At 42.6% G+C, this 11,637-nt stretch carries 16 protein-coding genes and 1 other RNA gene; 1 reads left to right on the top strand and 16 read right to left on the bottom strand.

Annotated elements, in window-relative coordinates; all coding sequences use genetic code 11:
• Positions 1–52: 52 nt before the first annotated feature.
• From tsaD to tadA, 16 genes are all read right to left on the bottom strand, one after another.
• On the bottom strand, positions 53–1,081 hold the full coding sequence (gene tsaD / locus AC6H04_RS09530) for a tRNA (adenosine(37)-N6)-threonylcarbamoyltransferase complex transferase subunit TsaD (protein ID WP_497571440.1): 1,029 nt from the start codon (positions 1,079–1,081) through the stop codon (positions 53–55).
• A gap of 22 nt (positions 1,082–1,103) precedes the next feature.
• A complete protein-coding gene (rimI, locus tag AC6H04_RS09535; RefSeq protein ID WP_497571441.1) occupies positions 1,104–1,559 on the bottom strand; it encodes a ribosomal protein S18-alanine N-acetyltransferase in 456 nt (151 codons plus the stop codon).
• Positions 1,552–2,130, bottom strand: coding sequence for a ribosomal protein S18-alanine N-acetyltransferase (rimI, locus tag AC6H04_RS09540; protein ID WP_497571442.1), 579 nt, complete (start codon positions 2,128–2,130; stop codon positions 1,552–1,554). The genes rimI (AC6H04_RS09535) and rimI (AC6H04_RS09540) overlap by 8 nt, the downstream gene beginning before the upstream one ends.
• Positions 2,114–2,836, bottom strand: coding sequence for a tRNA (adenosine(37)-N6)-threonylcarbamoyltransferase complex dimerization subunit type 1 TsaB (gene tsaB, locus AC6H04_RS09545; RefSeq protein ID WP_497571443.1), 723 nt, complete (start codon positions 2,834–2,836; stop codon positions 2,114–2,116). The genes rimI (AC6H04_RS09540) and tsaB overlap by 17 nt, the downstream gene beginning before the upstream one ends.
• Before the next feature lie 69 nt (positions 2,837–2,905).
• Entirely contained in the window at positions 2,906–3,682 is a 777-nt protein-coding gene (locus AC6H04_RS09550) for an acyl-[acyl-carrier-protein] thioesterase (RefSeq protein ID WP_497571444.1), read from the bottom strand.
• Positions 3,683–3,703: 21 nt separating this feature from the next.
• Positions 3,704–4,591: a 16S rRNA (cytidine(1402)-2'-O)-methyltransferase gene (gene rsmI / locus AC6H04_RS09555; protein ID WP_497571445.1), complete on the bottom strand. Its 888-nt coding sequence runs from the start codon at positions 4,589–4,591 to the stop codon at positions 3,704–3,706.
• A gap of 14 nt (positions 4,592–4,605) precedes the next feature.
• A complete protein-coding gene (locus AC6H04_RS09560) occupies positions 4,606–4,944 on the bottom strand; it encodes a DNA replication initiation control protein YabA (protein WP_497571446.1) in 339 nt (112 codons plus the stop codon).
• A gap of 63 nt (positions 4,945–5,007) precedes the next feature.
• Positions 5,008–6,027 carry a DNA polymerase III subunit delta' gene (gene holB / locus AC6H04_RS09565; protein ID WP_497571447.1) on the bottom strand — a complete coding sequence of 340 codons (1,020 nt, stop codon included), beginning with the start codon at positions 6,025–6,027 and terminating at the stop codon, positions 5,008–5,010.
• Positions 6,028–6,046: 19 nt separating this feature from the next.
• A complete protein-coding gene (darA, locus tag AC6H04_RS09570) occupies positions 6,047–6,376 on the bottom strand; it encodes a cyclic di-AMP receptor DarA (protein ID WP_098825519.1) in 330 nt (109 codons plus the stop codon).
• Positions 6,377–6,399: 23 nt separating this feature from the next.
• Positions 6,400–7,032 carry a dTMP kinase gene (tmk, locus tag AC6H04_RS09575; protein WP_497571448.1) on the bottom strand — a complete coding sequence of 211 codons (633 nt, stop codon included), beginning with the start codon at positions 7,030–7,032 and terminating at the stop codon, positions 6,400–6,402.
• Between the two features lie 305 nt (positions 7,033–7,337).
• The gene (locus tag AC6H04_RS09580; RefSeq protein ID WP_497571449.1) at positions 7,338–7,580 is read right to left on the bottom strand and encodes a YaaL family protein; all 243 of its coding nucleotides are present in this window, start codon (positions 7,578–7,580) and stop codon (positions 7,338–7,340) included.
• A gap of 12 nt (positions 7,581–7,592) precedes the next feature.
• On the bottom strand, positions 7,593–8,192 hold the full coding sequence (gene recR / locus AC6H04_RS09585) for a recombination mediator RecR (protein WP_497571450.1): 600 nt from the start codon (positions 8,190–8,192) through the stop codon (positions 7,593–7,595).
• Positions 8,193–8,218: 26 nt separating this feature from the next.
• A complete protein-coding gene (locus AC6H04_RS09590; protein WP_497571451.1) occupies positions 8,219–8,533 on the bottom strand; it encodes a YbaB/EbfC family nucleoid-associated protein in 315 nt (104 codons plus the stop codon).
• Between the two features lie 34 nt (positions 8,534–8,567).
• Positions 8,568–10,310: a DNA polymerase III subunit gamma/tau gene (gene dnaX, locus AC6H04_RS09595; RefSeq protein ID WP_497571452.1), complete on the bottom strand. Its 1,743-nt coding sequence runs from the start codon at positions 10,308–10,310 to the stop codon at positions 8,568–8,570.
• A gap of 160 nt (positions 10,311–10,470) precedes the next feature.
• An RNA gene (ffs, locus tag AC6H04_RS09600) (signal recognition particle sRNA small type) lies at positions 10,471–10,557 on the bottom strand.
• 62 nt (positions 10,558–10,619) lie between these two features.
• The gene (tadA, locus tag AC6H04_RS09605) at positions 10,620–11,114 is read right to left on the bottom strand and encodes a tRNA adenosine(34) deaminase TadA (RefSeq protein WP_497571453.1); all 495 of its coding nucleotides are present in this window, start codon (positions 11,112–11,114) and stop codon (positions 10,620–10,622) included.
• Positions 11,115–11,314: 200 nt separating this feature from the next.
• Here tadA and nrdH point away from each other — a divergent pair, with 200 nt between their 5' ends.
• Positions 11,315–11,542, top strand: coding sequence for a glutaredoxin-like protein NrdH (gene nrdH, locus AC6H04_RS09610; RefSeq protein ID WP_497571454.1), 228 nt, complete (start codon positions 11,315–11,317; stop codon positions 11,540–11,542).
• Positions 11,543–11,637 lie beyond the last annotated feature (95 nt).

Consider the following 11,637-nt stretch of genomic DNA (forward strand, 5'->3'; position numbering starts at 1 on the left):
CATTTTTCGGAAATCTGTTTTTTAGTACTTTATTTGCCTGTATACAGCTTCTCTATGATGCCATCCAATCGAACTCAAGACTAGGATCAGCATTTAAAGTCATGTCGCCGAACTGTTTCAGTTGATAACTAACATATCCCGCCGCACCAATCATCGCTGCGTTATCCCCACAAAGTTTAAGTGGTGCTTTAATGAAATCAACGTTTTCAAAGGCTTGCAGTTCTGAATCTAATCGCTCACGCAACCCCTGATTAGCAGCAACACCGCCGGCCAAAATCAGTTGTTTTACAGAATAGGCATCAAGCGCCCTAACAGTTTTATCAGCTAAAACATCCACTACCGCTTGCTGGAAGCTAGCCGCTAAATCTTCCCGCTTTAGTGTTTCGCCAATTTGATCTGAATGGTGAACTGTATTTATGAAAGCACTCTTCAATCCACTAAAACTGAAATCAAATGATTCAGAATCATCCATCGCCCGCGGAAAGTTAAACGTATCCTGACCTAAATGAGCAAGACGGTCCACTTCCTTACCTGCCGGATAGTTAATTCCCAGTACCCGACCGATTTTATCATAAGCTTCACCAGCTGCATCATCGCGTGTTTCACCGATAATTTCAAACTGTCCTGGTCCAGCCATATAAACTAATTCAGTATGACCACCTGATACTAACAGCGCCAATGCAGGAAATTCGATTGGCTTTACATAACGGGCAGCATAAATATGACCAGCCATATGATTGACAGGAATTAACGGTAAATCATGGGCGTAAGCCACTGTTTTGGCCGCGGTAACCCCTATTAACAAGGCACCCACTAACCCTGGTCCGTACGTCACAGCTACCGCTGACAAATCATCATAAGTCACTGAAGCTTCTGACATCGCTAAATCAATGCAATCCGTAATTTGCTCAATATGATGTCGGCTAGCAACTTCGGGTACCACACCACCAAACCGCTGGTGACTTTTGATTTGAGTAGCAACAATATTAGAAAGGATTTTTTCACCATTCTCAATCACTGCCACACTGGTTTCATCACAACTTGACTCAAAGGCCAAGATTAAATTACGTTCCACGTTCAATTCGCTCCCTTTGTGACTCTCTTTATACGCTAAGTTTCATTAAAATTGCGTCTTCATCCGGATGAGTATAGTACGCTTTACGGACATTAATGGCGCTAAACCCGATTCGCTGATAGAGCTGTCTGGCAGCCACATTAGATTCTCTGACTTCCAAAAATACCTGCGTATTAGCTTCCAATGACGTAACGAGACGACTCATCATTTTAAATGCCCAGCCATTTCGCTGGTATGTCGGATCCACTGCCACACCGGTAATATCAACTTGATCCAGTACTTTAACCGCCCCAACGTAACCTACCAGCTGGTCACCATTATAGATCACCGTATACACACGATGAGCGGCCTCCATGTCAGACTGAAAATCTTTTAGCGTCCAACCCGTACCGTTGGTGTAAGCCCGTGTTGCAATACGGGCACAGGCTTCAACTAAGGGCAATAAGTCAGCTTCGGTTACGATTTGGATCCTAAGATTATGCATTTTCTGAATCTCCGATAGTAATCACCATGTCTACCGCATCCTCGTGATCACCGAAGTAGTAGCCCCTTTTAATGCCAGCTTTTTCAAAACCTAAATCCTGATATAAGGCCTGCGCGCGTACGTTGCTTAGCCGAACTTCCAGAGAAACTTGTTTGAGTTCCAGCTGACGTGCCTTTTTAATCATCACCGCAATTAGGAAATGGCCAAGACCCCGATTTTGATAGTCTGGTACCACGGCGATGTTGGTAATATGTGCATCACTTTTAACATCATTAAACGTACAGCCAATGAAGGCCAATAGGCGATCGTGGCGCCGCAAAACAAGGTATAAACGATCCGTATCATGACGCAGTTCACTGGCAAAAGCTGCGGAATCCCATGGTGTTTTCCCCCCATAAACTGCTCGCTCAATGCCAAGCATTTCGGGGATATCAGTAAATTGTGCCTTAGCTAAAAAATAAGCAACATTTTGGATCTGAACTTGATGATTTTTGATGTCCAAAACATCCTGATATTTGGTATCTCGGATTTGAAACAGTTGCTGATACCAATCTTTAAACTTTTTCAACATAATCGCTACTATCCTCTTCTGGGTGTTGTTTCTGCCAATCAGCTTCCGCTTTGGTCAAACGCAGATATCGTGGCACAAACCCATTGATGTCACTCACAGGTACTTGCCGTTGACCGAGTCGGCCTAACTGCACTGCGCTTGGAAGACTCAGCTCTAGCGGATAATGGATGTAGTTTGCTTCAAGAGCCGTTTTTAAACGCTCCGTAAACGCATCAAGGTCACCTAACACAACAATCGGTTCAGCTAGCGACTTAAGCTTGGGTAATAATTTTTCAAACGGAATATGCTGATCTTCAATGACGGATACTGGTATCCCGTTTTGAATTCGATAAACACCACCGAAAACGTTATCGTTACGACCATCAAATAAAACCGCTACTAACTGTGCCTCATTAACGATATTTGCCGCAATAGTCGCTAAACTGGAAACGCCAACGAGTTCAATTTTTAATGTATCAGCTAATGTTTTGGCTGTTGTGACGCCGATTCTCAATCCTGTGTACGAACCAGGACCATCTGCGACAATGACTCGGTTCAGCTCAGCTGGCTTTAACTTCGCCGTCTGCATCAAATTCTGGATAATAGGTAGCAAATGTGCACCATGTTTTTTAGTCGTGGTCACTGTCGTTGTTGCTAAAACTTGATCATCTGACATCACCGCGACACTGAGTGTTTGATTAGACGTATCTAACGCCAATACTTTCATATCGTTTTCATACCTCTTTTTCCTGATTCTTCAGCCATCATCATACACCTAAGCCCAATTATCTGCCAACTAAGCTTGATCTGAACGATTAATGATCGGTTCCCAGTGACACTCTGCTTCAGTAGCCACGTCACCATTTTCCATGGTAATTCGATGTTTAGTCACAATTGAATCAGGAACATCCGTCATTAAAGTTGCTTCACTGGTAACGATATGATGATACTGAACTTCATTTTCAAAACGAATATTGATACTGGTCAAATTATGACGCGTGAGAAAACTCATCGGCAAGGCATCTAACAACCAATCAAAATAACGGGAGTTGTTAACGTGACCATTGCCATCAATATCAAAGTAGCGTACTCGATATTGTTTCGTCATTAATTGATCCTTCTCGGTCAGCTTTTTTGGTCGAGACAAACGGGGAATCATTTTAACTTGTTCAGAATTAGATGGTGCAATAATGCTATTCGGAATCGTCACAATCTTACGCGTCTCATGGTTCATCGTGACCCAAATGCTCTCAACGTGAACACATTCGCGACCTTCGCTGTCATGAACCCAAAATTCTCGGAACGCAAAATAACGGTTGTAACACGTAGCTTGCGTTGACACTTCAATGGTCTCTCCCTGTTTGGGTAGCCGGGTAATGTCCATCTTATATTGAGTAACCACCCAACCAATACCGAGGTCAGCAACTACCTTTGCACCGACCCCCAACGAATCGGTTTGGTCTTCTGAAGCCAAAATAATCATGTTTACTAGCATGGCTGGTGTCACCGTATTCGTAACATCTGTTTCGTAGAAAGTGATTTGATGCTTTTCTGAAAAAATTTTCGCGCCCATTCGGTTTTCCTCTAATTCTATTTAATTCTGATTAAGATGATGATAAATCTGATAAACTTCCTGCTTCTTTAGTTGACGTAAATGAGCTACCTGCTTGATAGCATCGTTCGTCCTCAGTCCAGTCTCAATAAGGTGGTCAACGTGATCTTCAATACTTAGTCCGCTATAATCGGGCTCTTCATTATCTTGATCACCCTTTGCATTACCGCTAACGATTACAACAAATTCTCCGCGCACTTGGTCTGACTGCTTGGCCCACTCTAATAGTTCGGTCAATGAGCCTCGCAAAAATTGTTCGTGTTTTTTAGTCAATTCACGACAAAGGGAAGCCTGCCGATCACCGCCATAAACGTCAACTAAATGTTGAAGTGTTTTCGCTAGTCGATGAGGTGCTTCATAAAAGATCTGACTCTCAAAACGATCCTTGAGCTTCTCTAATTCCGCAACCTGCAGTTTAGGTTTGCGGTCTAAAAAGCCGTAGAAATAAAATGGTTGCGGATCAAGCCCCGAGGCAATCAGTGCTGTAAGTCCTGCATTAGCACCAGGTAACGGTACTACTGGGATATCAGCTTCAATACAAGCAACAACTAGTTCATGGCCAGGATCACTAATTGATGGCATTCCAGCATCACTAACTTGCGCAAGGCTTTCTCCCGCTTGCAACTTCGCAACCAACTGTGGGATACGCTCTTGCGTATTATGTTCATGAAAACTAATTTGCGGCGTTTCAATCTCAAAGTGATTCAGCAACTTTTGAGTGTTTCTGGTGTCTTCTGCTGCAATCAAATCGACCTGTTTTAACACTTCTACACTACGGAAAGTCATATCGCCTAAATTACCAATTGGGGTCGGTACTAAATAAAGTGTGCCCGTTTGATTCTGTTTTGAAAAGCTTAATTGCGATTGCACGCTGATCCTCCTAATTACCGTTCACCATAGATAACATCTAAACAAAAAGCACAGGGCTCATCATTTTCTCGTCGTTTTCCATACTCAAAGTTGCAGACGTGAAACCCTTCTTCATACAGTTTTTCTAAATTTTTACGCGACTTTGACAGCGGTGGCTCAGTATTATTGCCACTAATGCCTTCATTGCGATCAGAACGCAAAACTTCGCGTAGATGCTGGTTTTCAATTTCCAACTCAGCATTCTGTTCTAATGTTTGAGTTACTTCGTCTTGAACCTGTTCAAATTTCGAGATCATTTTTACCATATCGGCCTGTAAGTCTTTCAACTCTTCGTAAACATCCCGCTTTGCCAAGATTGCACCTCTTTACTTATTCAATATGTAATGAATGTTCCACTGTGAGAACATCCGCAACCGCTAAACATGTTGTTTCATATCAGCTAAAATCCGCAACGTCAAAGTTTCTAAGATACTCTGAATATTCATATTTCCTGCAAGCGCCTTTTTGGTATCCAGCACAGCCGTTAAAATCTGAAGTAGTTGTTCCCGAGTTAACGATCGTGCCATTTCCAACATGGTTGTCTGCAATTCTGGAAATACTGATTGTGCGTCATCTGACAGGTATTTAGCTTGCAACATATTTTGCCAAAGTAACACAATGGCGTCTAAAATCACAGCTTGATGATCACGGTCATGAGCTAACGGCATCAAACCAGTCTGAACCGTGACAAACGCCATGTCGTCATGTTTTGAAAGTTGATTAAACCAACGACTAAGTTCATGTTGACATTTAGCTAACCAATCGTCGACAACCAATTCGTCAGCCGTATCCATGCTGTTGGTCAGCCCACTTAATAAGGGAATCTGATTCTCTGAAATGTGGTGCTGACGCAAACTTTCAGCAAACGCCTTAGACGATAATGCCGGAAACTCGACGACTTGAGTTCGGGATAAAATAGTTGCTAGCATCATGCTTTTATTGGTTGTCAATAAAAAAATGACCCGATTAGCAACGGGCTCTTCAATAAATTTTAATAGCCCATTTGCTGCATTAGTCGTTAGGGTTTCGGCTCCTTCAATAATGAATACCTTAGTTGAGCCTTCAACGGGACTCTTAGCAAATTCATCCTTAATATAACGGACCTGATCAACTTTAATGCGCTGGCCATCGGGTTCCACCGTGACAACATCGGGATTATCACCAGCTAAGATTCGCCCACATTCCGGGCACTGACCACATGGCATGCCATCCGCATTTGGTTTTTGACAAAATAACCGCATAGCAACAACTTGTGCCACTGCCCGTTTACCACAACCCGGCAAGCCAGAGAATAAGTAGGCATGGCTAAGTCGGTTAGTTAACACAAGGTGAATAAAATGCTGCATTAACTGCGGCTGCTTGCTTTCAGCTTGTTCAATTAAAGTTTGTTCTGCCAAAGCCTACTCCTCCGTTAAGTTAAAATTGATGAAATTGTTCAATTGGTAAGACGAAGACGGTTGCGCCACCCACCTGAACTTCGACCGGGTAACCAGAGGTACTTTCCATTTGCGCGTCAATATTAACGGGCGGCGTCATGAACTGCTGCCGGGTTCGGGAAGTTTCATGGATCAAATCGAGTACTTCTTGAACACGCTTATCTTCGATACCAATCATATACGTTGTGTTACCCGACTTTAAGAAACCACCAGTTGTTGATAATCGTGTGACGCCAATGTCCGCTTTAACAAATTCACTGCGCAAACGGTTAGCGTCTTTATCCTGCACAATTGCAATCACTAATTTCATACTCGATCCTTCTTTCTGCCGATTTATTGTTGCTGCATTCTAGCCGTAATCAGCGTCATAGCTTGACTGATCACGTCAGTTAACGGTTGTGTGGCGTCTATCGTTATGATTCGTTCTGGAAATCGCTTTGCTAATCTAAGATAAGCTGAGCGGACACGTTTATGAAAACTCAGTGCTTCAGCATCCAATCGGTCAACATTCTGCCGATGTGCTTTGATCCGTGCCAATCCAACTTCAGAGGGAACATCAACATAAATAGTTAGATCAGGCGTTAAGCCTTCAGTTGCAAACTGATTCATCTGATAAACGGCTTCTTCACCAATTTGTCGACCTGCGCCCTGATAAGCTACTGAACTATCAACAAACCGGTCGCATAAAACCACCTTACCTGCTGTCAATGCAGGACGAATTGTTTCCTGAATAAGCTGACGCCGTGAAGCCGCGTATAGTAATGCTTCAGTACGCACATCCATTTGCGTATTCTGAGGATCTAATATAATTTTACGAATAGCTTCCGAAATTTGGTTACCACCTGGTTCGCGAGTAACCAGAATGTCGGTCCTGTTTGCGATATCAAGCTGTTCTGCAATCGCGCTTAAGACGGTCGTTTTACCAGCGCCATCAGGTCCTTCAAATGAAATAAATAATCCTGCCAAATTGGTTACCTCGCTTACAATTAATAATGGTGGTCAATTAACATTGAAACCACCCTTTATGATGTACGACACTTGCAATTGTACTTGATTAGGACTACGGAATCAAGCGCTTGGCAAGGCCTTGAACGGTTTCTTAAATCCCCTGAAAAGACCATGACACTGATTTAGTGAATTCAAGTTTTTCAGCGTCAATCCAACATCTCGTATTTATTCTAAGAATAAATGATGGTCGAAATCCCTAAATTTTAGCGAGTAAAAACTAACAAATCCCATCCCGACGAAATCATCGGAATGGGACAACTGATTTAATGATCAAAAACGGACGCTTGAATATGATCTCCACGCACGTTACGTAACCGCGCTTCACGATACAAAAAGAGGTACTTCTGGCGAGCTAACGCTGTTTGCGCTGTAATCTCTTCATCTACATCCGCAATGGCAATTTCGGTTTGCTTAGCCTGATCCCATTCTTCTTTAGCACGTTCAATCGTTGTTAATAATTTTTCATCAAACTGATATCTAATGTGTTGCTTGCGCACACCAAACACGTTGTCACTTCCTTACATTTCGGTTCGGCCCTCAACTGCCTTGTATAACGTCATTTCATCTGCATACTCAATATCTGATCCAACTGAAAGTCCATGAGCAAGCCGTGTCACTTTGATCCCGGCTGGTTTGATCAGTCGGGAGAGATACATTGCCGTTGCTTCACCTTCTGGAGTAGCGTTAGTCGCCACGATCACTTCTTTTACTTTCTCGTTGGTCTGCAAACGTTTCAGCAGACTGGACATATTCAAATCTTCTGGACCTTTACCTTCAATTGGGGACAAGACCCCATTCAGTACGTGATATAGGCCATGATATTCTTTCATCTTCTCCATGGTCATGATATCTTTGGCCTGTTCCACGACTAGGATCTGGCTCTGATCACGAGACTTATCACGACAAATATCACACGGATCGTTTTCAGTAATATTACCGCAGATCGAACAAAAATGAAGGTCTCGTTTAGCCGAAATTAATGACTTAGCAAAGCGGGTCACATCATCATTGTCCATATCAATGGTAAAGAATGCCAATCGCGTAGCCGTTTTTTGCCCAATACCTGGCAGTTTCATATAACTATCGATTAGTTGTGCAATTGGTTCTGGATATTGCATTACTGCCACTCACTCCTTTAACTCAATTACATTCCAGGCATGTTGTTTGTATACTTGCCTAAGGTTTGCTTACCGTCTTCATCAATTTGTTTCAGTGCAGCGTTAACCGCAGCTAAAATTAAATCGCTGAGCATGTCTGGATCATCCGGATCAATGGCTTTCGGATCGATTGATAAATCGGTCATTTCACGTTTACCAGTAAAAGTGGCCTTCACCATTTCATCGGGAGAAACACCAACGTATGTCTTGGCTTCCATCGCTTTTTGTTCTTCAGCGAGCTGTTTTTCCATCTTTTTCATTTGCTTCATCATGTTGCCCATATTACGATTTCCACGCATCATTGTTATTTACCATCCTCGTATTAAATATTAATTATTAATCTGCTTTAACATCGATGACATCATCGCCAAAAAGTTCTTTCGCCTTATCAACCACGGGTTCCGCTTTTGGTTGGGATGACTCATCTTCAGATTGATCGTCAGCTTGAGTTGCTTTTTCAGGTGCCTGTCCGCTTTGATTATTCACTTGGTGCTGTTCCAAATAAGTTTTACGAATTTCCGGCCACTGATCGGTGGGAACGAACACTAACTTAGGTACCTTATGCGTTAACCGATCTAACCCATTTTCCAACGCATCATTTAACTCCTGATCTGCATTGGCACGCTGCTGAAGAAATGCATAATCAAAGGCAATGATTGCGCCATCAGGACTAGCAGCTACGGGCTTGGAAACACCCATGATCGACCGTTGCGGTATCGACAAAATATTCATCAAATCAGGCCAGACTTCCTGTAATGCTGACAAATCTTGTCGGGTCGCCGCACCTAAAATAGGATAAACCAGACTAAGATTAACCTGAGTACGCTTTGGTTTAACAGTCTTCATCGCAGCGGGACGCTTCGGACTAGTTTCGGCAGCTGCGGGTGCCTTTTGTAAATCAGCCACCGTTTTTTTAAGGCTGCTTAACTCCGCCTCTAATCGGTCAATCACCGCATTATTAACTGGAACAGACGAACCCGTTTCAGTAACCTGACCTTGGTGACCCGCCAGACGTACCGTTAGTACTTCCAAATAGACATCTTCATGAGTTGTAAACCGCATTTGCTGCTGGATGTCATTCAAATCATCAATAATCTCATATAACTGCTGCGGTTTAATTTCTGTCGCCAGCTGTTTAAAATCCGAATCAACCTGATCCATTTCAATCTGAGTCACCAATTCAGGAGATTGCTGATAAAGGAGCAGATCTCTGGTCAAGTTCACCAAATCTTCCGTAAATCGTTCGGGATCTTTCCCATCATCTAAAATCTGTTGTATGGTCATCAGCGCTTTTTGAGTTTCCTGATGTGTCACCTGGGTCAGATACGTGACCAATAGCTGCTTTCGTACCGCACCCGTGACAAGCAGTGCATTATCTAATGTGACCTTATCATCGCCGAATGAAATCACCTGATCCAAAATACTCAGCGCATCACGCATCCCGCCTTCGGAAGCCTTTGCGATGACTTTTAATGCTTCCTCATCATAAGAAAGCTGTTTTTCTTTCAGAATATGAGCCATTCGTGAAAGACTGTCCTTAGCTTGGATTTGTTTAAAATCAAATCGCTGTGTCCGCGAAATAATGGTGGCGGGAATCTTATGCGGTTCGGTGGTGGCAAGAATAAAAATCACGTTAGCCGGTGGTTCTTCCAAGGTTTTCAATAATGCGTTGAAAGCTCCCGTCGAAAGCATATGAACTTCATCAATGATATAGACTTTATAGTCGGCCTCGGTGGGTGCATACTTCACTTTATCACGGATGTCTCTGATCTCTTCCACACCATTATTGGAAGCGGCATCGATCTCAATCACGTCATTTAGTGTGCCCTTAGTAATTGCTTTACAAGTTTCACATTGATTACAAGGCTCACCATCTTCTTGATGCTGACAGTTGACTGCCTTAGCGAAGATTTTAGCCATCGAGGTTTTTCCCGTTCCCCGTGGTCCAGCAAACAGATAGGCATGACTAATTTGTTTAGTTTTAACGGCGTTTTTCAAAGTTTGGGTGATCAGTTTCTGCCCGATCACTTCATCAAAACGCTGTGGCCGCCACACCCGGTACAAGGCTTGGTAACTCATGACTAGTTTCCTCGATTCTTTTGGGTTATCTCTTAAGACTCACTGATAAACATTATATAGTGTTTATTCACCAAATACTATACATACCAATCGTTAAAAATTGTATAAGAAGAGGACGGTAACAAAACTCAACGTTTTGTCCCGCCCTCGTTAAAATCATATCAACTTGGAGCACAAAGTCACTCATACTTAGTGCTGCTTCCTTCCGGACCTGACACGATTCGTAAGGTCACCCTTGCCCCAAGGCCTTGCGGCAACTTCTACTTTAACATATTTAAAATGTGAATGCTACCCAAAATCTGGTTATGATCACAGTTTGTCGGTTTGCTGCCGTTTTCTGAGTTTGTTCCGCTTCCGAGCAGCTTTAAAGAAAGCTTTCAATGCCTCACCTGCCTGTACCGCTAAAACACCCTCTTTTACTTCAACTTGGTGGTTTAATCTGGGATCATTCAACAGACTATATAAGGTCACTACAGCGCCAGCTTTCGGATCACGAGCACCAAAAACAACCCGATCAATCCGTGAATTAATAATCGCACCGCTACACATGATACATGGTTCTAGCGTAACGTACATGGTACAGTCAACTAACCGCCAACTATGCAGCTTTTGGTTAGCTTCATTGATAGCCATAACTTCTGCATGGTCAGCTGCCAACTGACTGTGTTCCCTCAAATTATGGCCTCTGCCAATAATTTCACCATTATGCACGATCACTGCTCCGATGGGAACTTCACCAATTAAAGCTGACTTATGAGCCTCTAATAGTGCTTCTTGCATGTAATGCTCATCATTTTCTATCATGCATGTCTACCTTTCTTCAACGACAATCTCTAATCCCCAAAAATATTTTTCACTGACTAAAAGTAACTGCAATTGCCGTCCTTATACCATATTTAGTGTTTGGTCTTTCAAACGTATACAAAATATAGGCCCTGATGGTTGAAATTTTACCTGAACGGTGTAAACTCTATTTATCGAGATTACATAGGAGTGTGGTTCATATGGCAAAAGTAACGGTTTATTCACGGAATAATTGTATGCAATGCAAAATGACAAAGCGGTTTTTAACTGAACATCACGTTGATTTTATTGAACATAACATTAACGAAGATCCGCAGTACGTTGATTACCTCAAAAATCAAGGTTTTCAATCTCTGCCCGTCATTGAAACTGCTGATACTAAATTTAGCGGCTTTCGACCAGATCAATTACAAAAGCTGGCCATTTAATGTACGCGAGTGTTAGGGTGGCGTATTCTGGATACCAGAAAACGCCATCTTTTATTTTACTTAATTTAGCCCTAAGAGAAAAGAGTGAGTTTAAA

The organism is Secundilactobacillus sp. MJ173 (genome assembly GCF_059704265.1).